The following is a 24046-nucleotide window of genomic DNA, read 5'->3' as shown; positions in this document are numbered from 1 at the left end:
TTCATGACCGCTCCCCTAGCCCAAGCGACCCACGTGATCGGCGTTGACCTCGGCGGCACCAAAACCGCTGCCGGGGTTGTTGACTCCACTGGTGTTGTGCTGATGTCGGAGACCATTCCGACATTGAACCGGGCAGGTGGTGAAGCGATCCTCGACGCCACCTCTGCGCTGATCGCGGGCTTGGTGGAGCGCGCTGCCGACGCCGGACATACCGTGTCCGGCGTCGGTGTGGGCTCCGCAGGGGTTATCGACGCCGCTTCCGGGACCGTGGTGTCGGCAACGGATGCCATCCTCGGCTGGGCCGGGACGGCGCTTGCCGCCGGCCTGTCGGCGCGCCTCGGCCTGCGCGTGCGTGCCGTCAACGACGTCCACGCCCATGCCCTCGGCGAAGCCTGGCTGGGTGCCGCCGAGGGATCGTCGAGTTCCCTCATGGTGGCCTTCGGGACCGGCGTCGGAGGCAGTTTTGTCCTGGACGGCACCCCTGTTCTTGGCCACCGGTTTGTCGGCGGGCATGTTGGGCACTTCGCTTCGCCTTACGCCACGTTCGACGGCGTTCCCCTGGCCTGCGTCTGTGGCTCTGCCGGGCACGTGGAGGCGATCGCTTCCGGACCTGCCATCCACGAGTCCTACCTCCGCTTGGGGGGTTCTGCCCTGGATGCCGCTGACACCCGTGGCGTGTTCGCGCTGGCCGAACCTGACAGCAACGCCGACGCAGCCACCGCGAGCACTCTCGCCGCGGCCCAAGCCGTTGAACTCGGCGCTGCCGCCGCCGGGCAAGCCGTCGGTGGCCTCATCAATATCCTGGACCCTGAAACCGTCGTGGTCTCCGGCGGCGTTGCCGACGCGGGCGACCTCTGGTGGACGCCCATGGAGATCGCCTTGCGCCGGGAACTGCTCTCGCCGCTGCTTTCCGTGCCGGTAGTCCGGGCAACCCTCGGCAACAGCGCTGCCATTGTTGGTGCTGCGAAACTCGTCCTTCAGTAAGGAAGACATCTTGATCCTCACTCCAGCAGGCCTCGAAGGCCTCCGTGCCCAACTGATCGTCTCCTGCCAGGCCTACCCGGGTGAGCCCATGCGCGATCCCCGGACCACCGGGCAGGTGGCCGCCTCGGCCGTGATCGGCGGGGCTGCGGCGATCCGTGTCCAGGGGTTGGCCGACGTGCAGTTCACGCGCACCGCCGTCGAGGTCCCTGTCATAGGCCTGTGGAAGGACGGACACGACGGTGTCTTCATCACTCCCACACTGCGGCACGCCCTCGCTGTGGCCAATGCCGGTGCACACGTTGTCGCCATTGACGGGACACGGCGTTCCCGACCGGATGGGCTTTCCCTCGCCGGGACCGTTGCCGGAATCCATGCGGAATCCCATGCTTTGGTCATGGCTGATTGCGGTTCGTTCGACGACGCCGTCGCCGCCGTTGAGGCGGGCGCGGACCTGATCGGGACCACCTTGGCCGGCTACACCGGCGAGCGCCCCAAGACCGACGGGCCGGACCTGGAGCTCCTGGAACGGATCGCTTCTGCCGGCTTGGGAAAGCCCTTGATAGCCGAGGGCCGCATCCACACCCCCGCCCAGGCCCGCCAAGCCCTCGACGCCGGCGCCTTCGCCGTGGTTGTCGGGACCGCCATCACCCACCCGGCCAGCATCACGGGCTGGTTCAAGGGTGCGATGCACGCGTAGCTGCATTTTCTGCTGGATCATTCCGTGTACCCACCCTGCGTGGGCCCCACATGGCGTGGGTTACCCCGCTCGGGACGGCGATGATCCAGCAGAATCTCCACGAACCTGTCCCCAGGACGTCTCCACCGGCCTGTCCAGCGCCTGTCCGTACTGGGACCACCCGCCGACAAACAGCTTGCCGCGGCCCATTCCCAGGTGCTCCATCATCAGCAGGTTGTGGCAGGCAGTCACCCCGGAGCCGCAGTAGGAAATGGTGTTGTCTGCGGACTTTATGCCTGCCCGTTCGAAGTTTGTACGGATCCGGAGTTCGGGCAGCATCTGCCCGGAAGGGTCGAGGTTGCCGCGGCAGGGAACGTTGACGGCTCCGGGTATGTGGCCCGGACGAGGATCGATGGGGTCCTGTTTGCCCTCGAAACGGTCACGGTTCCTGGCATCCAACGTCACGTACCTCCCGGAAGCAGCGTCCGAGATATCGGCGAGATAGCCCGCCGGCCATGCCCGGGCCGTGAAGTTCCCTCGCGGCCTTGGCGCGGTTTCATTGGTGAGCCGGCCTGGATGGGAGTCCATCCCTCCCTGCAGGACCGCTGCCTTGTGTCCCGTCGACCTGAGCATCCACACGAGCCTGGCCGCGATGACTCCACCGGCGTCGTCGTAGGCAACTACTGTGTCCGCGTCATTGATACCGGCGGCCCGCATCCCCTCGGCGAACACTTCGGGATCGGGCAGCGGGTTCCGCCCGGCCTCAGGGGACGCCGGACCGGATAGCCAGCGGTCCAGATCGATGAACACCGCGCCGGGGAGATGGCCGCGCAGGTACTCGTCCCGCCCGGACGAGCCGTCGAGATACCATCGGGCGTCCGCCAGGACGATGCCCTCAAGGCGCCCCGCACACCACTTCCAATCAACAAACGGCCTCAGGTGTTCGTTCATGTCGGCAGCCTAATCAATCAATCCATATTTTGAGATATGGATATCAATATATGGACAATGCAAAGCTCCTGCCCTCACAACGCCAGCGGAGCGGTTGTAGGCTTTCCCCATGACTGCCGAGAGCTCCCGCGAATACGACGTAATAGTGATCGGCGCAGGCGCCGTTGGGGAAAATGTGGCGGACCGGGTGGTTCGGGGCGACCTCTCGGCAGTGATCATTGAAAGCGAATTGGTTGGCGGCGAATGCTCGTACTGGGCCTGCATCCCCTCCAAGGCACTTCTCCGCCCCGGCAGCGTCCTCCATGCCGCCCAGGGAATTCCGGGTGCGACGGAGGCCGTTACCGGGACAATTGATGCCAACGCAGCTTTGAAGCACCGGGACTGGTTCACCAACAATTGGCAGGATGGCAGCCAGGTTGAATGGCTGGACAGCGCCGGCATTGACCTGATTCGCGGGCGCGGCCGGATAACCGGCCACCGCGAGGTTCACGTGGATGGGCTTGACGGCAACAGCTACGCCCTCAAGGCACACCACGCCGTAGTGCTCGCCACCGGCTCGAAGCCCACCGTCCCGGGCATCGAAGGCCTGCAGGACGTACCTTTCTGGACCACCAGGGAGGCCACAGCAGCCAAGGAAGTTCCGAAGCGGTTCGTCGTCCTCGGCGGTGGCGTGGCCGGCGTCGAACTGGCCCAGGCATTCGCCCGCTTGGGTTCCAATGTCACGCTGGTGGCGCGCGGGCGGCTGCTGAGCAGCTATGCGGAGGAAGCAGCGAACCTGGTCCTGGCCGGCCTTCGCGCCGATGGCGTCGCGGTCCACCTCCATAGCGACGTCCACAAGGTGGAGAAGAACGACGACGGTTCCATCACCGTGGTGCTCGACGGCAAGACACTCGTTGCCGACCAGCTGCTGGTCGCCTCAGGACGGCATCCCGCCCTGGCCAACCTGGGCTTGGAAAGCGTGGGCCTTGAAGCCGGGGACGGCAAACCGCTCCGGCTCACGACGGATGCCAGCGGGCTCGTCGAGGGCCCATCCGGCGGCGAAAGCAACGCACCGTGGCTCTATGCCGCCGGAGACGCTGCCGGAAAGGTGCTCCTGACACACCAAGGCAAATACGAAGCGAGGGCAACGGGGGACGCCATCGTGGCCCGGGCCAAGGGCGAACTGAAAGGCAGTCCGCAGCCTTGGAGCCCCTGGGCGCATACCGCCAATGATCACGCGGTGCCCAGCGTCGTCTTCACCGACCCCGAGGTTGCGTCCGTGGGCCAGGGCCTTGAGCAGGCACTCCTGCAGGGCAGGAACGTTACGGGGGTTGAACTTCCCATCAACGTTAGCGGCTCACAGCTGTACTCCCCGGACTACAAGGGGTGGGCCCAGATTGTGGTGGATGAGGACAGGAAGGTGATCCTGGGAGCGACGTTCGCAGGTCCCGGCGTCGCCGAACTCCTCCATTCGGCGACGATCGCCATCGTTGGGGAGGTGCCGCTTGACCGGCTCTGGCATGCGGTTCCGTCGTATCCGACCATCAGCGAGGTATGGCTGCGGCTTATGGAAAAGTATGGCCTCTGATTCTTATTTGAACTGACCAGTCAGTTCAGTTAGACTTTCAGCAGACAACAGTTCTGCGAAAGGCTTCATTGTGCTGTCCGTACAGCAACTCCAGATCAACGGCCGCCGGGACGATCTCCTCCCGGCAACCTCGCTCCAGGTGCACCGCGGCGAACTCCTCCTGGTTGCAGGGGAAGGCCAGGACCAGCGGACCGCCCTCGCTTTGGCCCTGAGCGGCCGCATGAAGCCCAGCAACGGCGTCCTCAGCTGGGACAACACCACCAAAACAAAGAAGATCAGGCTTGCCAGCGCCCTGGTGGACTCCCCCGGAGTCAACGAACCGGAGCAGCACCTCAGCGTCCGCGACCTCGTCACCGAAGACCTTTCCCTTATCCCGCGACGCTACCGCGGTGCGCTGCTGAGCAAACCCTGGCTCAAAGTGAACAGCTTCGAGGACATCGCCGGCCTCTGGATCGAACAACTTCCCGCCGGCCGACGCCTTGAACTGCTGACGGCCCTCGCCCTGGCAGACCCTGCCACGGACCTCCTGGTCATCGACTCCCCCGACCGACACAGCGCGGATCCTGAGACCTGGTTGCCCCGGCTCCAGGCATTGGCGTCCGACGCCGGGCGGCCGCTTGCCGTCGTCGCCGTCGTCGGTGCCCTCCCGGACAACTGGACGGGCGCCGCAGCCGTGATCGGCAACTCAGTGACCCATCCCCCTGAACCGGAAGCGGAGCCCGCGCCGGCACCGGCCGAGCCGGCCGCCGTCGCCGAACCGGCGGTCGAACCCAAAGCCAAGCACGCCGCCGGCGCAACCCCGGACGTGACCGAAGAACCTGAAACCGAAAACCTCCAAAGGACTGCAAAGTGACTGTTCTGCGGCTTGCCCGCTCCGAACTCAAGCGCATGACCGGCGGGCTCCTGCCCAAGCTGACCATCCTCGCCCTGACCATGGTTCCGTTGCTGTACGGCGCCGTGTACCTGTACGCGAACTGGGATCCGTACGGCAACCTGAACCAGATCGACGCTGCCTTGGTGGTCGAAGATACCGGAGCGACGTCGAAGGACGGCACCGAGCTGCAGGCCGGCAAGAAGGTGGCCGACAGCCTGGAAGAAGGCCATGTCTTCAACTGGAAGCAGGTCTCCAGCGCGGAAGAAGCAGACGCCGGCGTCCGGACGGGCGAATACGCCTTCGCATTGCGGATCCCCAAGGATTTCTCAGCAAACCTGGTCTCGCCCGGCAGCTTCGACGCCGCAAACCAGGCCATGCTGCACGTCACCACCAACGACGCCAACAACTACCTCCTGAGCACCATCGTGGACAAACTCACCGCTGCCGTGCACTCGACGGTGGCCAAGGAAGTAGGCGAGGAAACGGCCAACCAGCTCCTCACCGGTTTCGGCACCATTCACGCGTCGATCGTGAAGGCAGCCGACGGCGCGTCCGAGCTGGCCACGGGCGTCGGAAAACTCAGCGACGGCGCCGCGACCCTCCACACGGGCACCGGCCAGCTGGTCACCGGCGCGGATCAGCTCGTGTCCGGCCAAACCCAGCTGCGGGATGGCGCCGTGCAACTGAACACGGGTGCCGGCCAGCTGAGTTCCGGCCTCACGGAATTGAAGAACAAAACCGCCACTTTGCCTGCCGATTCGCAGAAACTCGCGGACGGTGCAGCCCAGGTGGCCGCTGGAAATGCGGAGCTGAACGCCAAGGTCCAGGAGGTCGTCGGACAGTTGGACGCCGCCGACAAGGGCCTGCGCAACCGCGTCGTGGAGTCGAACGCACGGCTCGTCACGGCGGGCGTGCTGACACAGGAGCAGGCCGATAAGGTCCTGGCAGATTTCGATGCCGCCGCAGCATCCAGCCCGGTCACCGATGCCAAGGCGAAGATCTCCGGTGATGCGGCCAAGATCCAGCAGCTCTCGGACGGTTCGGCAGCAGTGAGCGCAGGCGCCCAGAAGCTTGCCGGCGCCACGCCGACGCTGACCGATGCCATCTCGCAGGCTGCGGCTGGTGCCGGGCAGCTGAATTCCGGCGCAGCAACCCTGGCCGCCGGCCAGCAGACCGCTTTGGACGGCGCAGTAAAGCTCGACGACGGCGCCCGCCAACTGGACGACGGCGCGGGACAACTTGCCAGTGGTGCAGTGACCGCTTCCGATGGCTCGCACACGCTGGCCACGGAGCTCGCCAAGGGTGCGGGTGAGATCCCCAACCCGAACGATGAACAAAAGAGCAACGTCTCCAAGGTCATCGCCGACCCCGTTTCGGTGAACAACGTCTCCCAGGCGAAGGCAGGTTCCTACGGCGCTGGATTGGCGCCCTTCTTCCTGACCTTGGCCCTGTGGATCGGTGTCTTCATGCTGGTCCAGGCCATGCGGCCCATCACCCAGCGGGCCCTGGCGTCGAACGCCCCCGCCTGGAAAATCGCCGTCGGAGGCTGGCTGCCGTTCTTCGTGGTCTCGGTGCTGCAGGCCACCATCCTCACCCTGGTGGTGGACCTCGGACTTGGCTTGAATCCGGCCCATCCGATCGGGATGTGGCTGTTCATGCTGGCCGCGGTGATGGCGTTCAGTGCCATCATCCAGGGCATCGTGGCGCTGATGGGTACGCCCGGCAAGTTCGTTGTGCTGATCCTGCTGGTCCTGCAGCTGGTCTCCTCCGGTGGTACCTTCCCCTGGCAGACCACCCCCATGCCGCTTCATGTGGTGCATGAGGTCCTGCCCATGGGTTACGTCGTCACTGGCATGCGGCACCTGATCTATGGCGGTGAACTCAGCATGATCTGGCCGACGGTTCTGGGCCTGCTTGGATACACTTTGCTCGGAGCGGCGCTGTCCACGCTGGCAGTCCGCAAGCACAAAATGTGGACCCTGAAGACCCTGAAGCCGGAGATCGCAGTATGAGCACCACCCAGCCATCCGATTCCGGCGATACCGGAAAGAAACTGCGCCCGGGTCGCACCAACGCCACCAAGCAGCGCCTGTTCGAAGCGTCCATGGAGCTGATTGGCGAACGTGGTGCAGCGGGAGTGACGGTTGACGAGATCGCGGCCGCCGCAGGAGTGTCCAAGGGGACTGTGTATTACAACTTCGGCAGCAAGTCGGACCTGATCGCGCAGCTCCTGCGGCACGGCGTGGACATCATGCTGGTCAGGCTCCAGGACGTCCAGGGGCAAAGCAGTGATCCGCTGGAATCCATGAAGAACATGGTGGCACAGGCCATGGAATTCATGGACGACTACCCGTCCTTCGCCCGGCTGTGGGTCAGCGAAAACTGGCGGACACCCGGCGAGTGGAGCGCTGTGTTCACCGAACTCCGCGCAGAGCTGCTGGACGTGATCGGTTCCGCAGTTGAGCGCGTCGCCGCCGGCTACAAGGTTGACCAAAGCATTGTCCGGGGCAGCCTGGAAGCAGCCATCTTCGGGGCCATCTTCGTGGTGGGCCTGGACCGGCAAACGTACAACCCGGAGCGGACCCGCGAGCAAAGCGTGGCCGCAGTGATGACCATCATGCACGGCTACGTGATCAAGTAGCTTCAAGCACGTTGTGAGGCCCGGTCTGCGTGGCATAACGCGCTCATAGCCTGCTCAGCGGGCCCCGCAACGGTATGCAACTGCAATGTACGACGGCGTGGCGCGGCCACATGGTCGGCGATGATTAACCTCATGCGTCACATGGGGAACAGCGGGAAGCTTGCGGTGGTGTCTGCCTTTGTGTCCCTGGGACTCTTGGTCATGGCAGCCGTCGTGCTCGAGGAATTGGTGCTGTACCTGTTCCTGGGCAGCGTACTGCTTTGCTATCTGGCGTCCCTGGTCCAGGTCTTCAACCGGCGGCGGTACTTTGTGATCCTGCTCGGCGCCATCGGAACGAGCCTGTTCATCGGCTGCAGCATCGCCTTCCTGCGGATGTGGGGCATTGCGTTCACCCAGGATGCCAACGCTTTGGGCAGTGCGGTGAGCACCAAGGACTCTGACATCTATTTCTACTTAGCGGTGGCCGCCGGGGTGGGAACACTGGCCGTCATGTTCCTCGGAGCCGTGGTGCCTTCGTTTGGTTCGCGGGCTGCAGCTCCCGCGAAACGGCCCGTCCCTGCGGCAAGGAAACGGCCGGCAGCGCGCACGCCAACTTCCCGCCAGGCGACGCAGTCCAAGCGTCCGGTTGTGCCGGCCCAACGCCCCGCGGGCACTGCAAAGCCGGCTGCCCCTAAGCGCCCCGCACCATCCCGGACGCCGACCACGGCAGCCAAGCGGCCGGCGTCGAACGCTCCAAACCAACGCAAGGCAGCGCCAAAACGCTAACGCCCCTGCGTTGCGAGGCCCGCTCTACGCGCTTACGCCAGGTTTAGACGCGCAGAGCGGGCCCCGCAACGGGAACGTCCGGGCGTTTCCTTGGGATTCCCAGCACCGCCGTCGCAACGCCGAGCAGCAGGATCAGGCCACCCATGACTTCGGCGGGCGTGGGAATTTCGTTCAGGACCAGCCACGCAGCCGTCATGCCCACCACCGGAACCAGCAGCGTAAAAGGCACGACGTCGGAGCTCGGGTACAGCGACAACAGCCGGTTCCAGATGCCGTAACCCACCAACGAGGCAAACACCGCCGTGTAGACCGCGCTCAGGACGGTGGCCGGCTGCAGATCCGTGAGCGTGCCCCACACGACCCCGGGCCCGTCCACCAGCAGCGACAACCCCGCCAACGGCAGCGGCACCACAGCGCCGGACCACACCACCAGCCCCAGGCCCGATGCAGCTTTGGAATGACGCGCCACCACGTTTCCCACGGCCCAGGACAATGCCGCCGCGAGCACAATCATGAGCGGCAGCACGGGCGCCACGGCACTGCGTCCCAGCGCCACGACGGCCAAGCCTGCGATACCGAGCGCCACGCCGACCAGTTGCCTCCGGCTTGGCTTTTCGCCAAGGAAACGCGCGGCGAGCAGCACCGTAAACAGCACCTGCGCCTGCAGTACCAGGGACGCCAGGCCTGCAGGCATCCCCAGCGCCATGCCGAGGTACAGCAGACCGAACTGCCCGGCACTCATGAAGAGTCCGACGCCGATAATCGCCTTCCAGCCGACGTCCGGTTTCCGGATGAAGAAGATGAAAGGAAAGACCACCAGGAGGAAGCGCATGGCCACGAAGAGCAGCGGCGGGACGTCCCGGCCGTTCGTGTGGAGTCCGAGGTCGATTGCGACGAAGTTGATGCCCCAGAGGACGGCGACAAGCACGGCAAGGAAGGAGTGGCGAAGGTTCACAAGTACACTCTGACGCCCTTTTCCTTGAAGCACCAGCGTTGAATTCAGCAACAAACCAAGTAGATTTGCTTCATGATCGATATCTCGGCTTTGCGCGCATTGGTCGCCGTGGAACAGCACGGTTCCGTAGTGGCCGCCTCGGACGTCATGGGCTACAGCCCCTCAGCGGTCTCCCAGCAGATCAAGAAATTGGAGAAGCAGACAGGCGTGGCCGTCCTGGAGCGGAACGGCCGTGGAGTGCTGCTGACTGAGCGGGGGCTGGCGCTGGCAGGGTACGGCCGGCGGATCATGGGCGAACTTGAGGAACTCCAGGCAACCCTCCTGGCCGATCCCGCCAAACCGTCAGGGCTGCTGCGGCTGGTGGCTTTCTCCACAGCCTGCCGGGGTCTGGTGGGACCGGTCCTCGGACGAATGGCAGCCGCACATTCCGCGCTGGACATCACCGTCCTGGCGGAGGATCCGCGCGAAGCTGTGCAGCGCGTGGCGTCAGGCGAAGCCGAACTGGCGGTGGTCCACAACTGGAACTCCGTTCCGCTGGTGATACCGGATAACGTCGTGCACGAGGACCTGTGTGTCGACCAGGCCGATGTCCTGGTCAACAGCACGCACCCGCTTGCGGCGCGTACCGCCGTCGAGCGTGAGGACCTGCTGGACGAGACGTGGATCAGCACCCCGGCAGGAGCCATCTGCAATGAGGCTCTTTTGCAGATCTTCGCCGGACTGGGCCGCGTCCCGGACATTCGCGTTTACGATCCCGATTTCTCTACCCACATCGCCATGGTCGAACAGGGGGTGGCGATTGCGCTGGTCCCCCGCCTGGGCAGGCCTACCCTGCCGCCCGGCGTGGTGGCCATTCCCGTGGTCAGGCCTGCCCAGCAGCGATCCGTGGGAATCGTGTACAGGAAGACCATGACTGCCAGCCCCAACATCCGGCACGTTGTCCGCTTGCTGCGTGAAGTGGCCGCGGACGAGTTGACCGCATAGCAGCAGCTAGTGGCGGGGCACCGTGAAGTGCGTCAGCCGCGCATCCTGCCCGTCGAGCTCAGCCCAGGACTTTTCCGTTTCCATGACCGTCAACGCGCTGGTTGGGTAGCGGGTGGCGGCATCCATGTAGGCGTCGTGATCCGAATCCCGGGAGGCCAGGTGCATGGCAAGATCCTGCACCCCCGGCATGTGCGAGATAACCATGAGCGTTGTCACCGTGTCCGGCACGTGGTTGATGACCGTCAGCATGCGGTTGGCCGAGGCGGAATACAGGCCGTCCTCAAGTTTGGGCGTGGGCGCCTTCTCGCCGAGCTCGTCGCACACCCAGGTACAGGTCTGGCGCGTCCTCAGGGCTGAGGAGCAGAGGATGAAGTCCGGAACAACACCGTTTTCGAGCAACCACTTGCCGGCCAGCGGCGCCTCGCGGTGTCCGCGTTCCTCCAGTGGACGCTCATGATCCGGCACACCCGTGGGCCAGTCGGCCTTGGCATGGCGCATGATCACAAGCCGCTTGATGTGGTGGTCACTCATAGATCAACCCTATCCGTCCCCTTGACCGTGGAGGCCAATTCTCACTGGCCGGACAACGCGAAAGCGCCCGCCCTGGAGGGCGGACGCTTTCGCAGTCAAAAGATTAGATCGAGTATTCCGGAGCGGCCCAGACGATGACCTCGGGGTGCTCGTAGAAGCGGTAACCCTGTCCACGGACGGTACGCACGGTGTTCGCCAGGCGGCCCAGCTTGGAGCGGAGGCGGCGGATGTGGACGTCGATGGTGCGCTCGTTCGGCACCTCTTCGGCGTTGCGCCACAGGCCTTCCAGCAGCTCGTCGCGGCCCACGGTGCGGGTGCCGTTTTCGACGAGGTAGTTGAGAAGCTCGAACTCCTTGAACGTCAGGTTCAACGACTCGCCATCCAGGTGCACTTCGCGACGGGCAAGATCGATCAGCACGCCTGAGGGGCGGGCTTCCTGCTGCGGAGCCGGACGTGCCGCTTCCGCACGCTGGCGGGAGGCTACGGTGGGGTCGCCGAAGGTGGAACGCACGACGTCGAGCGCGGACCCGGGTGCCCCGGCGGGAGCGACGGCCACGGCCGCGTAGCTCTCGGCGCCTGTCACCAAGGACTGCGCGTAGGCACGGATTTCCTGGGCCAACTTGGCAATGGAGGTTCCAGCCGCAGCTGCGGTCTCTTCGTCAATACCCATGTAGAGCACGAAACCGCGGGCTACGTTGTCGTTGGCGACGGGGCGCAGCCTGTCCGACTGGGCGATCACCGGGGTGGGCGCAGTCATGGGTGCCGGCTCGGCGGCAGGTACTGCACGCAACTGGCCGTAGGAGTTGGGGTTGTAGCCCTGCGGCACGTACCCGGGAGCCTGCTGGCCGGCGCCTTGCTGGGCGGGGGCGTAGCCGGGGCGGTTGCCGAAACCGGGGCGGAGCCCTGCGTTCGACGCGGCCTTGTTGGCGTTACGGACGGAGATGTGGACGTATCCAGATGCAACTGACATGGAGTGCTTACCTCAAAAGTGAATAGCCGTCATCGCGGCTTCGAATGCTGAATGTCCCCGCAATGAGTTTGGGGAGGGGCGCCCAACGCTGGGCTAGGGGGCGAATGCCTGAAACTTCTTGGGGTGGAAAGTTAGGCTTGCATTCGACAACAGCGGTCATCATGGCCAGCGGGTGTGCTGGACCAGGTTGCTGCGGCTGCAGGTGCTGTTGAGTTCTTGTTCACATTGGAAGTGTGCAACGTAACAATGGCAACACGCAAGTAACAAAGCGCCGAACCGTCCACATTTTGAGACGTAGAGGTCTATTGTGCTGCAAATCACAATTCCGTGGACCCCTAAAATGAACGCCATTTCATTCGTTGCGAGGAAGAAATATTAGCCTTCCAGTGAATTTTCTTCGGCTGATCGGGCATGATTCGCACTCTCGTGTTCGCGATCGCAGCTGATTCGGAATCTCACGTTCTGAAACACTTGTTGTCCAATCGTCGGCCGGCAACTTCTCGAATTTTTTGTCCGGAATCTGGTAGAGACGGCGAAATCGTCCCCCGTTTCAGGACCAAGTGCCACCCCGGGCCGGGTCCCACCTCGCTAGTGTTGACTTCACAGCGTCTTCACAGGACCGGCAAAGCGCTGGCAAACCAGCAGAACAGAGAGTTGTCCCATGGCCTCCTCGCACTCCATGACCAACAACCTTCCCCAGCTCACCCATCCTGACGGGTCCCCCATCCGTGCACTGGTGGTGGACGACGAACCCAGCCTTGCCGAACTCATGAGCATGGGCCTCCGCATGGCCGGCTGGTCCGTAGCTGTGGCCGCTGACGGTCCCGGGGCGGTGAAGCTTGCCAAAGAATTCCGGCCCGACGTGCTGGTGCTCGATGTCATGTTGCCCGGATTCGACGGCGTGGAGGTCCTCAACCGCATCCGCGCCTTCGCCCCTGAAGTTCCCGCGCTGTTCCTCACCGCCAAGGACGCCGTGCAGGACCGCATTGTGGGCCTGGCGGCCGGCGGCGATGACTACGTCACCAAACCTTTCAGCATGGAAGAAGTCCTCCTCCGCCTCCACCGGCTGGTCCAGCGTTCCGGCGTCGCTGCCATGGACACCGCCGAACTGGTGGTGGGAGACCTGACCTTGAACGTGGACACCCGGGAGGTAACAAGGGCCGGTGAAGACATCACCCTCACCGCCACGCAGTTCGAACTCCTGCGCTACCTCATGGAAAATCCCAAGCGCGTCGTCAGCAAGGCCCAGATCCTGGACCGCGTCTGGGACTACGACTTTGGCGGCCAGGCCAACATCGTGGAGCTCTACATTTCGTATCTCCGCAAGAAGATCGAGGCGAACCACCCACCCATGATCCACACCATCCGTGGTGCCGGCTACGTCATCAAACCCGCGGACTAGGCATTGGGCACCCTTTCAGGAGTTGCCAGGAGCTCCCGGCGCAGCTGGCTCAATCCCTCCACCTGGCATTTGCGCACCCGCCTGGTGCTGGTAGCCATGGCCTTGCTGGTAGCAATCTGCAGCGCCGTCGGAATCGTCAGCTACGCCTCCATGGACGCGGTGTTCAACAAGCAACTGGACCAGCAGCTTCAACAGGCCTCCAGCCGCGCGAACGAGTTCGGCAGGCCGCCGTCGAGCTTTCCGAACGCACCGTCCGGGAGGCCGGATCCGCTGGAGGCCCGCGGCCAGGCCGCCGGGACGCTGAACGCCCGGATCGACGGATCAACTGTTCGGAGTTCAGGCCTGATCGACGCCCAGGGCAAGAGGGTCTCCCTTTCGGACGCTGACGAGCAGGTACTTCTGACACTCCCCCGGGACAGCCGCCCTGTGGACCGTTCCCTGTCCAACGGCGACTACCGCCTGGTGGCCGTGACAACAAACTACGACGACGTGATCGTGACGGGTCTGCCGCTGGCGGACAAGCAGACCGCCGAGGCGTCCCTGGTCTGGACCATGGTGCTGGTATCGCTGGGCGGTCTGGTGGTGATCGGCCTGGTTGGCACGGTGATTATCCGGCGAACCATGCGGCCGCTTGAGCAGCTCTCCGAAGTCGCCACCAAGGTTTCACGCCTCCCTCTCGACGCCGGCGAGGTGGCACTTGCGGTGCGGGTCCCGGCGTCGGCTTCCCATCCCGGCACTGAAGTAGGGAGCGTCGGCTACGCCCTGAACCAAATGCTGAACAACGTATCCAGCGCACTGGAGGCCCGCCAGGAAAGCGAAACCAAGGTGCGGCAGTTCGTCGCCGACGCCTCCCATGAACTGCGTACCCCGCTAACCGCCATCCGCGGCTACACCGAGTTGCTGCGGATGACCGAAAACTTCACGGACGACGGCAGGAAGTCGCTGGCCAGGGTCCAAAGCCAGTCCGAGCGCATGACCACGCTGGTCGAGGACCTCCTGTTGCTTGCACGGCTGGATGAAGGCCAACCGGTCAAGGTCACCGATGTGGACCTGACCCAGCTTGTGGTTGAGACAGTGAGCGACGAGAAGGTCATGGCCCCGGACCACATTTGGCAGCTCTCGTTGCCCGATGAACCCATCACCGTCCGCGGCGATGCCACGCAGCTCCACCAGGTGCTGGCCAATCTGCTCTCGAACGCCAGGAAGCACACAGATCCCGGAACTACGGTTGTCACCGGCGTGATGCTCTCGGCCGACGGCAGTGCAGTGGTGACCGTGACGGACAACGGGCCCGGCATTCCGGACGATTTCCAAGGCCGGATCTTCTCCCGCTTTGCCCGGGCCGACGCAGCGCGGTCAGGGTCGGAAGGGACGTCGGGGCTGGGCCTGTCGATCGTGGAATCCATAGTTGAAGCGCATGGTGGAAGCGTCGAAGTGACCTCCCGTCCGGGTCGTACGGAGTTCGCCGTGAGGCTTCCAACCGTGAGCGGCGGACAACTGTAACGATCCCGGCAAGGCGACTCACCGTCGTCGTGATCTCTGTTACCTAAATGTGACTTCTGCAGAAACCTCCTGTACCGTCGAAAGGGTGGGTCGCCCCAACTGGCCCGCATCCGGGATGCGCCGAGCTCTGCCACTTCCCGGAGTCCGTACTTTCTCCGAGGCAGAGACGGGGGACCCAGAGTCTCCGGGCCCAGGCATTTATTGCCTGCCCTTGGGGTGAAGCCGCAGCGTGATGCGCGGCCGGATGACCTCATCCGAACCCGACAGCTAACTCCGCAGGCGCTGAGAGGTAATCACACATGTCTGAATTTAACGATCAGACGCGCCCTTCCGCGCGTCACCGCGACCATAACGACAACCCGTCGACCAAGTCGCAGTCAGTCCTCAAGAAGGCAGCCCGTGACGGCAAGTCCGGTGCACGCATGTCCGTAGTAGCCGGCGTTATCGCCGCTGCACTGGGCGTTGCATCGCTCGGAACCGCCGCCAACGCAGCTCTTACTCTCCCTGAGGCAAGCCGCGTGGCCGAAGCCCGGACCGCCGCCGAGGCCAGCAACAACAAGGCCGCCGCTGACGCAGCAGCCAAGAAGGCCGCAGCTGAGAAGGCTGCCGCCGACAAGGCCGCAGCTGACAAAGCCGCCGCCGAAAAGGCTGCCGCTGACAAGGCTGCCGCCGACAAAGCCGCTGCCGATCAGGCCGCCGCCGCACAAGCAGCAGCCGACCAGGCCGCCGCAGAAAAGGCTGCCGCCGAAAAGGCCGCCGCTGACGCAGCCGCCAAGCAGGCAGCCGACGCCGCTGCTGCCGCCGCCGCAGAAGCCGCAGCCGCCGCAGCTGCTCCCAAGGCTGTGGATGACCCCGCTGCTGCCAAGGCCTACGCCGCCAGCATTCTGGGCAGCTACGGCTGGAGCGCCGCCGAAATGACGGCACTGAACACGCTGTGGGAGAAGGAATCCAACTGGAAGACCACTGCCACCAACGCCTCCAGCGGCGCCTACGGCATTGTCCAGTCCCTTCCGGCCGGCAAGATGGCTTCTGCCGGCGCTGACTGGCAGACCAACTACCAGACCCAGATCAAGTGGGGCCTGAACTACATCAAGGAACGCTACGGATCCCCGTCAGCTGCACTGGCCTTCCACCTGGCCAACAACTGGTACTAAGCCAAGCTGTTTGATTGCCGCCCCGGCTTCCGCCGTTTGCCTCAGTTCTTACTGGAGCGGATGGCGGGAACCGGGGCGGCTTCTTTCGTTTTCACAGGTGCTTGCCGGGGCTCACAGTAGTGTCACAGCTTCCGCCTAAAGCGTTCATAATCTGATCCTTCATTCTGGATCCATGACCATCACGGATCCAGGGACCGTAGTCCACCACCCGCAGGACCCGGGCGTGGGCGTCCCCGCCCGGGTTCCTGTCCTGGACCTCACCGTGCCCGTCTGCGACGAGGAAGCGCGGCTAGAGGCGAACCTCCGCCGGTTGCACAGCCACCTCATGGAGTCACTGCCGCACGCGTTCCGGATCACTGTTGCCGACAACGCCAGTACGGACGGTACGCTTCGGATAGCCGAGCGTCTGGCCCGGGAACTGCCCGAACTTCTCGTCGTCCGTTTCCAGGACAGAGGCCGTGGGAACGCGCTCCGCCAGGTCTGGCAAAACTCGCCGTCGCCCATTCTGGCCTACATGGAAGCCGAGCTGCCGGCCGACCTTTCCGCCTTGGCACCCTTGCTGGCCCCGCTGCTCTCCGGGCACTCGGATGTCGCTGTCGGCACCCGGCTGTCACCGGCCTCGCACACGAACCTGAGCCCGCAGCGGCAGATCATTTCCCGCAGCTACAACGCCCTGCTGCGGACCCTCATGGGCGCCCACGTCTCCGATGCCCAGTGCGCTTTCAAAGCCATCCGGGCCGACGCCGCACGCAAGCTCCTCCCCTACATCAAAGACGACCGCTGGTTCTTTGACACTGAACTCATGATCGACGCCGAGCTCTGCGGTTTGCGCGTCCACGAGGTCCCCGTGGACTGGACTGACGATCCCAACTCAAGCGTCGACGTCGTACGGACAGCCTTTGCCGATCTGCGCGGCATGGCGCGGTTGATGCGCGACCTCGCCCGGGGACGGGTCCCCGTCCGTGAGCTTAGGAGGGAGCTCGGTGCGGTGGCGGAAACGGGAAGCGGTATTCCCGGCAGAGTACTTCGCGCCCTGGGGTGGGCTGCGGTCTTCGTCGTTGTGGTCCTGCTGACGTCCAATCCCCTCGGTTTATTGCCGGGCGCCTTGACCGCGCTGGTTCTGACGGGATCGGCCGCCCGGGTGGCCGCAGGGTTACGCGTCGTCCTGCGCGGGCAGAAGTCCGCCCACCGTCCCCACAGCATTGAGCTGCCGCAGGCCAGGGCACAGTAACGGGCGTCTATTCTTCAGGTTCCGCCTCAACCGCGCCACGGACGGCTGCGATGGACGCTGCAACGTCCCCGGCGTCCGTGGTCCAGTTGCTCACCGAGATCCTGAGGATTTCCCGGCCGCGCCAGGAAGATCCAGACATCCACACCGCCCCCTCGGCCATGAGCCGCTGCGTGATCCTGTGGGTCCGGTTATCGCTGCCGAAGCTCACGGACACCTGGGTGAACACCACGTCATTGAGGATCTCAACCCCAGGGATAGCGGCCAGGCCTTCCGCCAACGCCCGTGCGTTCGCTGCGAGCCTGTCCACCATGGCGATCACACCGGAGCGGCCCAGCTGCCGCAACGCAGCCCACACCGGGATGCCGCGTGCGCGCCGGGACATCTCAGGAACCTTCTCCAACGGATCCCCCAGGCCTGTTTCCGTGGCGATCAGGTAGCTGGTGTGGACACTGAACGCGCGGCGGAGGGATTCCGGCCGCGAGACGATCGCCAATCCGCAGTCATAGGGAACGTTCAGGGTTTTGTGGGCATCCGTGGCCCAGGAATCTGCCTCCTCGACGCCGGCCAGCCTCGGCCTCAGGGTGGGGCTGACGGCTGCCCACAAACCAAAAGCACCATCAACATGGACCCACGCTCCGCGGTCGTGGGCCACCGCGATGGCTTCTTCCATCGGGTCGAAAGCGCCTGAGTGCAGGTTGCCCGCCTGCAGGCAGACCAGCGACGGTCCGGGCTGCTCATCCATGGCCGCAGCCAAAGCTTCGGGAATGATCCTTCCCTGCCGGTCCGCTTCAACTGGGACGCATGCTCCCAAACCCAGATACCGCAGCGCCAGGTCCACGGCGGCGTGGCGCTCCCTGCCGGCAAAAGTGGTGATGCGCGGCCCGCCGTTGAGTCCCAACGATTCCAGGTCCCAGCCTGCCTCATCCATCAAAAACTGTCGTCCCGCTGCCAGGCCCACGAAGTTGGCGGTGGTGGCACCGGTAGTGAATCCGACGTCGGACGTTGCCGGAAGGTGGAGAAGGTCCAGCAGCCAGGCAGCCGCGGATTCCTCGATGGCGGCCGCCGCCGGTGTGGCGAAGCGGAGTCCGGTGTTCTGGTCCCATGCCGATACGAGCCAATCGGCGGCCATGGCTGCGGGCAGGGTCCCGCCCATGACCCATCCGAAGAACCGGCCGGACTGGATGGCCATGAGGCCGGGTTCAGCCAAAGCGGCGAGTTCATCCACTACCTCGGCGGCATCGGTGGCCTCATCAGGCAGCCGCGGCAGGATGCTTTTAGCCACCTGGTCGGCGTCGGACGAAGGACGGACAGGGCGGGTAGGCACTGACGTGAGCCAAGCACCGGCATGGACCATGGCCCGTTCCAATGCAGCACCGTAAGCCTCCGGCATCGCAGACATGCGCACAGCCTACGCCCGGTTAACGGGCTGGAACAGTACGAATTGAAAGCTAGAGGGTCAGCGTCAGGAGGTGGCCGCCGTCGTCATCCTTCACGACGGTGACCGTCACGGCTGAGTAGTCCGGGATCCGCCACATGCCAGGCTCAAGGCCGCTGCCGGCGTCGCCCACCACAACAGTCCGCATCCCCGCGGCCCGCGCAGCCGCGATACCTGCCGGTGCGTCTTCGAAAACCACGACGTCGGCCGGCTCGGCTCCCAGCAGCGCGGCGGCTTTGAGGTACCCCTCCGGATGCGGCTTGCCCCGGGTGACGGACTCTGCGGTGACGGTGGTGGACGGCATGGGGAGCCCGGCGGCCTGCATGCGGATTTCTGCCAGGATGCGGTCTGCGGAGGTAACCAACGCAATGGCCTCATCCGGCAGGCCAGCCAAGAGCGCTTCGGCGCCGGGCAGCGCGATCACTCCGTCCGTCCGGGACCGCTCCATTTCACCGAGCTCGGCAGTCAGCGCCTCCATGTCGGAACCCGCGGGAGCATAGCGGCGCACAGTATCGCCTGCCTGGACGCCGTGGGACGTGCGGAGGATCTCGTCGAAGTCCAGGCCATAGCGTTGGGCGAACTCCAGCCACACCTGTTCCACGATGGCCGTGGAATCGACCAGGGTGCCGTCCATGTCGAAAAGGACGGCGCGTGCATTCAGCACCGGCGGGGAGGCAGGCTCGGCAGGATGGCTCATGGTTCCATCCTGCCGCACCCGCGGGACGCGGTGCTGCTGTGTGACTTAGCCGTTCGGCCGCTGCGGCAAGTACTGGAGGGCCCACTTGTTTCCGTCGGGGTCGGCGAAGTACACAAAGTGGCCCAAGTCCTGGATGTCGACATCGCTGACGTCCACGCCGTTTGCCTTGAGCTGATCGTGGGCTTTGTTGATGTCGCTCACCACCACCTGCAGGTTAGGGGCGGTACCTGGAGGAGCATCTGACAAGCCCTCGCCGATAGCGATGGAGCAGGCCGAACCCGGCGGGGTAAGTTGCACGAAGCGGATGCCGTCCATGGGACGCTCGTCAAAGTCGGCGTTGAAACCGACCTTGTTGACGTAGAAGTCCTTCGCGCGGTCGACGTCGGACACAGGGACAAATACCAGTTCAAGTTTCCAGTCCATGCGCCACAGGCTAACGGGGCCGCCGGGAAACCGGTAGGGGTGTGAGTCAGCCAGCCACGCCGTAGAGGCGGTCGCCAGCGTCGCCCAGGCCGGGCACGATGTAGGACTTTTCGTTGAGTTTCTCGTCGATCGAGGCCAGGACGATCTTCACGTTGGCGTCAGACAGCTCTTCTTCCAGCTTGGACAGGCCTTCGGGGGCTGCGAGGAGGCAGATGCAGGTTACGTCGGAGGCGCCGCGCTTGAAGAGGAATTTGATGGCCTCGCGAAGGGTGCCGCCGGTGGCGAGCATGGGATCCAGGACGAAGATCTGCCGGCCGGTAAGGTCCTCGGGGAGGCGCTCGGCGTAGGTGATAATGTCCAGCGTCTCTTCGTCGCGGGCCATGCCCAGGAAGCCGACCTCGGCCGTGGGAACCAGCTTGGTCATGCCCTCCAGCATGCCCAGCCCTGCGCGCAGGATGGGGACCACCAGCGGCGTGGGCTTGGTGAAAGCCGTGCCGATGGTCTTGGTGACGGGGGTCTCGATCTCTACTGGCTGGACCTTGACCTCGCGGGTGGCTTCATAAGCCAGCAAGGTGACCAGTTCTTCGGTGAGTTGCCGGAAGACCGGTGAAGGGGTGTTCTTGTCCCGCAGAACGGTGAGCTTGTGAGCGACCAGCGGGTGGTCCACGACGAGTGTGCGCATCCCCCAAAACTATCATTGAGACATGAGCGCCACCGAGCCGTATCACGCAGAACACCTGGCCTGGATGGGCCTTGCCCTGGACGAAGCCCGGTTGGCGTTGAAAACCGACGACGTCCCGATCGGCGCCGTGGTGCTGGGGCCCGACGGCGGCGTGCTGGGTTCCGGACGTAACGAACGGGAGGCGCACGGTGACCCGACCGCCCATGCCGAGGTGGTGGCGATCCGCCAGGCGGCCGCCGCGCTGCAACGGCACGCGCTTGAATTGGGCGAAGGCGGCGACGGTTGGCGGCTCGAGGACTGCACCCTGGTGGTCACCCTGGAGCCGTGCGCCATGTGTGCCGGGGCCATTGTCCTGGCCCGTATTCCCCGCGTCGTTTTCGGCGCGTGGGACGAGAAAGCAGGAGCGGCAGGATCCGTGTTCGATATCCTCCGCGAGCGCCGCCTCAATCACTGGGTGGAGGTCTACGCCGGGGTCCGGGAAGGCGAGTGTTCAGCGCTCCTCAAGGACTTCTTCGCCTCGCATCGCGCTCCGGCAGGACACGCTCCGGCGGATCACGCTGTAGAGCACCGCCCATCCTGATCCCTTCCTTCACGGGAGCAAGCCATGACAGTTTCGTTCAATCACACCATCGTCTACGCCACGGACAAGCAGCGATCCGCAGAGTTCCTTGCCCGGATCTTCGGGCTCCCGGCACCGAAGCCCATGTGGTCCTTCGTCACGGTGTCCTTCGAGAACGGCGTGACACTGGATTTCCTGGGCGCGGACGGGGACATCACACCGCAGCACTACGCCTTCCTGGTCAGTGAAGAAGAGTTCGACCAGATCTTCCTCAGGATCACCGCAGAACACGTGCCCTACTGGGCCGACCCTGCACGTTCCCGCGGGCAACAGATCAACCACAACGACGGCGGCCGCGGCATCTATTTCGCGGACCCCGACGGACATTTCCTGGAGGCGATCACCCGGCCGTATGGTTCGGGCTGGTCGTGCCCTACCGCCCTGCCGCCGCGTCCAACGCGTCGATCCGCACCTGACGTGATGCCGGGGAGTCCAGGCTGAACGAACGGAAATCGCCGAGTTCATCGCGGATCCAGGCCTCCACCTCGGCGATCCGTTGGCTCACAGCTGCAGTGGGAGCGTCAAAAGTCCACGCCGCGATCCGTTCCTTACCGGGATCGTATTGCCATAGTCCGATGATCCGCCCGCGATCCAGGATGGGGTGGTCCGGCAGGTCGGCCTGAAGTGCCAGAGTGGTGTCCAGGACCTTCTTTCCCTTGTCCCCATCAGCGAACATGTCCCCCGAATTGCGCCTGTGGAGGACCAATGAGTCTGTGCCTGCCAACAGCTGGATTTGTTCGTCACCCTGCTCTTCGAAGTCCGCCAAACGCTCGACGTCGGAAGGCAGCATCCAGAGCACGTCTCCACGGGCCGTGGTCACCTCCATGGCACCAATGGAGGCGAGCGCTGCCTTGCTCTGGGCCACCGTAAAGGCAGTGAACCACTGTGTCTGCTTGAACGTCGCTCCCCCGGTCCAGCGCAAGTACCGTTCCAGCAGCAGGCGGCGGGCGCCGTCGTCGTCCATATCGCTGGGCGGCAGGCCCCAATTCGTGTAGGCGTAGCGCTGTTGGTCCAGGCGGCCGTTGACCGGGACGCGACGGATGCGGCCTTCCGCCTGCAGGAGTCCAAGGGCGGTGGGCAGCGTGGTGGAGGCGCCCTTCTTCTTGCCTTCCTCGCCCAGGCTGCGGACCGAATCGCCCAGCACGTCCCTGAGTTGTTTGGGGTCCATTGGCTCACTGGACTCTTTGAGGACGTGTTCCACTTCGCCCTCCAGGAGGGTGATCTCGCCACGTTCCACGCCGAGCCGTGCCAGCACCTTGAACGGGGCAATCGCGGCGTCGCGGCCGATCTGGAGAGCCCACGGGTAGTCACTTTGGCCCAGGACATACGTGCATCCGCGGGCGGTCGGGAGTTCGTGGATTCTGAGCGCCCTGACGTCCTTGTCAGCTTGTTCGCGACTGGTTCCTGCCCTGGCGAACAGCGTCAGGTACGGGTTGGCGCCGCCTACGGATCGGGCCCAACCGGCGTGGTCCAAGACTTCCTCTGAGGTTTTGCCTTGGAGCGAACCGTCCAGGCCCTGCTTGTGCCAGGCCCAGGCCCGGAGCCGTTCAGGGGTCAGGGTGTCTGCGGCAGGCGCGATGCTGGTCATGGCCCCATTCTGCACCCGGTTATCAGGGCGAAGCTGTCACGGCTTTCAAAACAATCGCAGCAGTGTTGTCCCAGCCCGAGAGGTTGTCGCGGGCCAGGATGGCGTTTTCATGCCAGGACCCTTGGATTTCGACGTCCGTCAGCCAGCCCCGGAGAGTGTCCGCGAGAGCTTCCCGGGGATCCCACGCGGCGCCCGCCCCGGTACCGCCCAGCGCCTCCACTGCACCTGTCCCTTGCCGGACAAGGACCGGGACGCCATGTGCCAACGATTCGGTCACCACCATCCCAAAGGACTCGGAGTGCGAAAGCAGGACGCTGAGGTCGGCTTGGTGCCACTGCTCTTCGAGTGAGGTGCCGGTCAGCTCGCCGGTGACACGGATGCGGTTTTGCAGCGCGTGATGTTCGACGGCGGCCCTCACCTCGGCCGCGTACGCCGGGTCAGCTTCCTCCGAACCGATGAGCGCTGCGGTCCAGGGCAGGTCCTTTATCTGGCTCAGGGCCTCTACCAAGTGTGCTTGGTCCTTGTTGGGCAGCAACGCCGCGACAGCAACGATGTGCTTGGGCTGTGAACCCGCGCTGAGGTCTGCTGGTTCGGCGCCGGGGGTGGCCACCGCTATGTCCAGGGAGCCGTGTTTAGCCTGCAATTCAGCGGCGGAGTGGACGCTCGGGCAGATAATCCCGATCGCGGCCGCCAACGCCTTCGACTCAAGGTCACCGTGCTCCGCCAATGCCATGTGCGAGAGGATCCAGACCTTGGTTCCGGCCTTGACCGCGCCGGCGATCTCCTCCGGAGCCCCACTCGCTACCAAGCCGTCGGCAATCACGGTGGTGCCGCCGTCGAGCGCTTGCGCGAACCGCTGCCGGTCCGCCGGGCTGCCAACCGGCCAGTCGCCGTCGACGGTTACCGTCTCAACCGAGGCGCCGAGGGCCGTCAGGTGCTCGGCGAGTTTGGCGTTGTATTTGTTGCCGCCGGAGCCGTGCCTGACGTTCCCCGGAACCAGGAAGCGGATGTGCACTTACTTGGCCGGAAGCTCCAGCGAGTAGCCGGCCCAGGCGTCGGGGTTCTCGCGGAGGACGACATCGATGCCGGCGAGCGCGGGCCCGTCTTCGGTGTCCTGGATCCGGGTGGCCATGGCGTCTGCGATGTGCTTTGCGAGCGCCTCGGTGGTGGAAAGTTTGCCCTTGAACGCGGGGTGTTCGTCCAGGTTCTTGTAGTTCAGGTCTTCAAGGATTTCCTCGAGAATGCCGCCTGCTGCGCCGATGTCCAGGACGATTGCGTCGTCGTTGAGGTTCTGGCGGCGGAAGCTGACTTCGGCAACGAATGTGGCCCCGTGGAGGCCCTGCGCGGGGCCGAACGCTTCGCGGGGAAGGCTGTGGGCGATCATGAAGTGGCGTCGGACGGTCAGGCTGAACAT

Annotated in this window: 25 protein-coding genes and 1 riboswitch; of the genes, 14 read left to right on the top strand and 11 right to left on the bottom strand. The window is 64.7% G+C overall.

The features are described from left to right. Positions 1-3: 3 nt before the first annotated feature. Together ACNAOU_RS03755 and ACNAOU_RS03750 are read left to right on the top strand one after the other, a co-directional pair. Positions 4-984 (top strand): ROK family protein, encoded by a 981-nt coding sequence (locus tag ACNAOU_RS03755; protein ID WP_275777972.1) that lies wholly within the window; start codon positions 4-6, stop codon positions 982-984. 10 nt (positions 985-994) lie between these two features. Continuing rightward, positions 995-1681 (top strand): N-acetylmannosamine-6-phosphate 2-epimerase, encoded by a 687-nt coding sequence (locus tag ACNAOU_RS03750; RefSeq protein WP_055973202.1) that lies wholly within the window; start codon positions 995-997, stop codon positions 1679-1681. A gap of 60 nt (positions 1682-1741) precedes the next feature. Here ACNAOU_RS03750 and ACNAOU_RS03745 read toward each other — a convergent pair whose 3' ends face one another. Further along, positions 1742-2611 (bottom strand): sulfurtransferase, encoded by an 870-nt coding sequence (locus tag ACNAOU_RS03745; RefSeq protein ID WP_275777969.1) that lies wholly within the window; start codon positions 2609-2611, stop codon positions 1742-1744. A gap of 109 nt (positions 2612-2720) precedes the next feature. On the opposite strand from ACNAOU_RS03745, the gene ACNAOU_RS03740 reads away from it, so the two are divergent. The 5 genes from ACNAOU_RS03740 (at position 2721) to ACNAOU_RS03720 (ending at position 8458) form a co-directional block, all read left to right on the top strand. Next, a complete protein-coding gene (locus ACNAOU_RS03740) occupies positions 2721-4178 on the top strand; it encodes a dihydrolipoyl dehydrogenase family protein (protein ID WP_275777967.1) in 1458 nt (485 codons plus the stop codon). A 70-nt stretch (positions 4179-4248) separates the two neighbouring features. Continuing rightward, a complete protein-coding gene (locus ACNAOU_RS03735) occupies positions 4249-5031 on the top strand; it encodes an ABC transporter ATP-binding protein (protein WP_275777965.1) in 783 nt (260 codons plus the stop codon). Continuing rightward, complete coding sequence (locus tag ACNAOU_RS03730; RefSeq protein ID WP_422758049.1) at positions 5028-7064, top strand: YhgE/Pip family protein; 2037 nt, start codon at positions 5028-5030, stop codon at positions 7062-7064. The genes ACNAOU_RS03735 and ACNAOU_RS03730 overlap by 4 nt, the downstream gene beginning before the upstream one ends. Further along, positions 7061-7693 carry a TetR/AcrR family transcriptional regulator gene (locus ACNAOU_RS03725; RefSeq protein WP_039239714.1) on the top strand — a complete coding sequence of 211 codons (633 nt, stop codon included), beginning with the start codon at positions 7061-7063 and terminating at the stop codon, positions 7691-7693. The genes ACNAOU_RS03730 and ACNAOU_RS03725 overlap by 4 nt, the downstream gene beginning before the upstream one ends. Before the next feature lie 141 nt (positions 7694-7834). Beyond that, on the top strand, positions 7835-8458 hold the full coding sequence (locus tag ACNAOU_RS03720; RefSeq protein ID WP_422758047.1) for a hypothetical protein: 624 nt from the start codon (positions 7835-7837) through the stop codon (positions 8456-8458). A 43-nt stretch (positions 8459-8501) separates the two neighbouring features. Here the strand turns inward: ACNAOU_RS03720 and ACNAOU_RS03715 are convergent, their stop codons facing one another. Next, positions 8502-9413, bottom strand: a complete 912-nt coding sequence (locus ACNAOU_RS03715; protein ID WP_200942060.1) for an EamA family transporter — start codon at positions 9411-9413, stop codon at positions 8502-8504. 72 nt (positions 9414-9485) lie between these two features. On the opposite strand from ACNAOU_RS03715, the gene ACNAOU_RS03710 reads away from it, so the two are divergent. Next, the gene (locus ACNAOU_RS03710; protein WP_422758046.1) at positions 9486-10397 is read left to right on the top strand and encodes a LysR family transcriptional regulator; all 912 of its coding nucleotides are present in this window, start codon (positions 9486-9488) and stop codon (positions 10395-10397) included. Positions 10398-10403: 6 nt separating this feature from the next. Here the strand turns inward: ACNAOU_RS03710 and ACNAOU_RS03705 are convergent, their stop codons facing one another. Further along, complete coding sequence (locus ACNAOU_RS03705) at positions 10404-10928, bottom strand: SixA phosphatase family protein (RefSeq protein WP_039239709.1); 525 nt, start codon at positions 10926-10928, stop codon at positions 10404-10406. A gap of 103 nt (positions 10929-11031) precedes the next feature. Next, positions 11032-11898, bottom strand: coding sequence for a winged helix-turn-helix domain-containing protein (locus ACNAOU_RS03700; RefSeq protein WP_018777965.1), 867 nt, complete (start codon positions 11896-11898; stop codon positions 11032-11034). Between the two features lie 661 nt (positions 11899-12559). Between ACNAOU_RS03700 and ACNAOU_RS03695 the strand changes: the two genes are divergently transcribed. The 4 genes from ACNAOU_RS03695 (at position 12560) to ACNAOU_RS03680 (ending at position 17188) form a co-directional block, all read left to right on the top strand. Continuing rightward, the gene (locus ACNAOU_RS03695; RefSeq protein ID WP_018777966.1) at positions 12560-13300 is read left to right on the top strand and encodes a response regulator transcription factor; all 741 of its coding nucleotides are present in this window, start codon (positions 12560-12562) and stop codon (positions 13298-13300) included. Positions 13301-13303: 3 nt separating this feature from the next. Then, entirely contained in the window at positions 13304-14803 is a 1500-nt protein-coding gene (locus ACNAOU_RS03690; protein WP_039239705.1) for a sensor histidine kinase, read from the top strand. A 132-nt stretch (positions 14804-14935) separates the two neighbouring features. After that, a riboswitch (cyclic di-AMP (ydaO/yuaA leader) is annotated at positions 14936-15097 on the top strand. Between the two features lie 5 nt (positions 15098-15102). Continuing rightward, positions 15103-15957, top strand: coding sequence for a hypothetical protein (locus tag ACNAOU_RS03685; RefSeq protein ID WP_422758045.1), 855 nt, complete (start codon positions 15103-15105; stop codon positions 15955-15957). 172 nt (positions 15958-16129) lie between these two features. After that, entirely contained in the window at positions 16130-17188 is a 1059-nt protein-coding gene (locus ACNAOU_RS03680; RefSeq protein WP_193590892.1) for a glycosyltransferase, read from the top strand. A gap of 7 nt (positions 17189-17195) precedes the next feature. On the opposite strand, the gene ACNAOU_RS03675 is transcribed toward ACNAOU_RS03680, so the two are convergent. The 4 genes from ACNAOU_RS03675 to upp are packed head-to-tail and all read right to left on the bottom strand — an operon-like array spanning position 17196 to position 20425. Beyond that, a complete protein-coding gene (locus tag ACNAOU_RS03675; RefSeq protein WP_026267196.1) occupies positions 17196-18587 on the bottom strand; it encodes a pyridoxal phosphate-dependent decarboxylase family protein in 1392 nt (463 codons plus the stop codon). A 49-nt stretch (positions 18588-18636) separates the two neighbouring features. Continuing rightward, positions 18637-19320: an HAD-IA family hydrolase gene (locus ACNAOU_RS03670; RefSeq protein ID WP_064722615.1), complete on the bottom strand. Its 684-nt coding sequence runs from the start codon at positions 19318-19320 to the stop codon at positions 18637-18639. A gap of 45 nt (positions 19321-19365) precedes the next feature. Beyond that, positions 19366-19743, bottom strand: coding sequence for a VOC family protein (locus tag ACNAOU_RS03665; protein WP_422758043.1), 378 nt, complete (start codon positions 19741-19743; stop codon positions 19366-19368). Positions 19744-19789: 46 nt separating this feature from the next. Next, on the bottom strand, positions 19790-20425 hold the full coding sequence (gene upp, locus ACNAOU_RS03660; RefSeq protein ID WP_018777973.1) for a uracil phosphoribosyltransferase: 636 nt from the start codon (positions 20423-20425) through the stop codon (positions 19790-19792). A 22-nt stretch (positions 20426-20447) separates the two neighbouring features. Here upp and ACNAOU_RS03655 point away from each other — a divergent pair, with 22 nt between their 5' ends. Both ACNAOU_RS03655 and ACNAOU_RS03650 read left to right on the top strand, forming a co-directional pair. Beyond that, positions 20448-21005, top strand: a complete 558-nt coding sequence (locus tag ACNAOU_RS03655; protein WP_413303844.1) for a nucleoside deaminase — start codon at positions 20448-20450, stop codon at positions 21003-21005. 24 nt (positions 21006-21029) lie between these two features. Beyond that, on the top strand, positions 21030-21485 hold the full coding sequence (locus ACNAOU_RS03650; RefSeq protein ID WP_422758042.1) for a VOC family protein: 456 nt from the start codon (positions 21030-21032) through the stop codon (positions 21483-21485). Here ACNAOU_RS03650 and ACNAOU_RS03645 read toward each other — a convergent pair. The 3 genes from ACNAOU_RS03645 to ACNAOU_RS03635 are packed head-to-tail and all read right to left on the bottom strand — an operon-like array spanning position 21418 to position 24046. Beyond that, positions 21418-22632: a DNA glycosylase AlkZ-like family protein gene (locus ACNAOU_RS03645; RefSeq protein WP_422758041.1), complete on the bottom strand. Its 1215-nt coding sequence runs from the start codon at positions 22630-22632 to the stop codon at positions 21418-21420. The two genes, ACNAOU_RS03650 and ACNAOU_RS03645, sit on opposite strands and share 68 nt — an antisense overlap. A 22-nt stretch (positions 22633-22654) precedes the next feature. Then, a complete protein-coding gene (locus tag ACNAOU_RS03640) occupies positions 22655-23647 on the bottom strand; it encodes a glycosyltransferase family 4 protein (protein ID WP_422758040.1) in 993 nt (330 codons plus the stop codon). Beyond that, on the bottom strand, positions 23648-24046 hold the full coding sequence (locus ACNAOU_RS03635) for a 6-pyruvoyl trahydropterin synthase family protein (RefSeq protein ID WP_018777978.1): 399 nt from the start codon (positions 24044-24046) through the stop codon (positions 23648-23650).

This window comes from Paenarthrobacter sp. C1 (genome assembly GCF_049315185.1).
In the GTDB taxonomy this organism is placed as follows: domain Bacteria; phylum Actinomycetota; class Actinomycetes; order Actinomycetales; family Micrococcaceae; genus Arthrobacter; species Arthrobacter nicotinovorans.
This window is presented reverse-complemented; position numbering and strand designations above follow the sequence as displayed.

Coding starts and splice junctions, on each gene's coding strand:
- ACNAOU_RS03675 (WP_026267196.1), bottom strand. CDS start 18,587: ATGTCTGCGATGCCGGAGGCTTACGGTGCTGCATTGGAACGGGCCATG.
- ACNAOU_RS03700 (WP_018777965.1), bottom strand. CDS start 11,898: ATGTCAGTTGCATCTGGATACGTCCACATCTCCGTCCGTAACGCCAAC.
- ACNAOU_RS03665 (WP_422758043.1), bottom strand. CDS start 19,743: ATGGACTGGAAACTTGAACTGGTATTTGTCCCTGTGTCCGACGTCGAC.
- ACNAOU_RS03655 (WP_413303844.1), top strand. CDS start 20,448: ATGAGCGCCACCGAGCCGTATCACGCAGAACACCTGGCCTGGATGGGC.
- ACNAOU_RS03740 (WP_275777967.1), top strand. CDS start 2,721: ATGACTGCCGAGAGCTCCCGCGAATACGACGTAATAGTGATCGGCGCA.
- ACNAOU_RS03755 (WP_275777972.1), top strand. CDS start 4: ATGACCGCTCCCCTAGCCCAAGCGACCCACGTGATCGGCGTTGACCTC.
- upp (WP_018777973.1), bottom strand. CDS start 20,425: ATGCGCACACTCGTCGTGGACCACCCGCTGGTCGCTCACAAGCTCACC.
- ACNAOU_RS03695 (WP_018777966.1), top strand. CDS start 12,560: ATGGCCTCCTCGCACTCCATGACCAACAACCTTCCCCAGCTCACCCAT.
- ACNAOU_RS03645 (WP_422758041.1), bottom strand. CDS start 22,632: ATGACCAGCATCGCGCCTGCCGCAGACACCCTGACCCCTGAACGGCTC.
- ACNAOU_RS03650 (WP_422758042.1), top strand. CDS start 21,030: ATGACAGTTTCGTTCAATCACACCATCGTCTACGCCACGGACAAGCAG.
- ACNAOU_RS03670 (WP_064722615.1), bottom strand. CDS start 19,320: ATGAGCCATCCTGCCGAGCCTGCCTCCCCGCCGGTGCTGAATGCACGC.
- ACNAOU_RS03685 (WP_422758045.1), top strand. CDS start 15,103: ATGTCTGAATTTAACGATCAGACGCGCCCTTCCGCGCGTCACCGCGAC.
- ACNAOU_RS03710 (WP_422758046.1), top strand. CDS start 9,486: ATGATCGATATCTCGGCTTTGCGCGCATTGGTCGCCGTGGAACAGCAC.
- ACNAOU_RS03720 (WP_422758047.1), top strand. CDS start 7,835: ATGGGGAACAGCGGGAAGCTTGCGGTGGTGTCTGCCTTTGTGTCCCTG.
- ACNAOU_RS03680 (WP_193590892.1), top strand. CDS start 16,130: ATGACCATCACGGATCCAGGGACCGTAGTCCACCACCCGCAGGACCCG.
- ACNAOU_RS03725 (WP_039239714.1), top strand. CDS start 7,061: ATGAGCACCACCCAGCCATCCGATTCCGGCGATACCGGAAAGAAACTG.
- ACNAOU_RS03635 (WP_018777978.1), bottom strand. CDS start 24,046: ATGTTCAGCCTGACCGTCCGACGCCACTTCATGATCGCCCACAGCCTT.
- ACNAOU_RS03745 (WP_275777969.1), bottom strand. CDS start 2,611: ATGAACGAACACCTGAGGCCGTTTGTTGATTGGAAGTGGTGTGCGGGG.
- ACNAOU_RS03705 (WP_039239709.1), bottom strand. CDS start 10,928: ATGAGTGACCACCACATCAAGCGGCTTGTGATCATGCGCCATGCCAAG.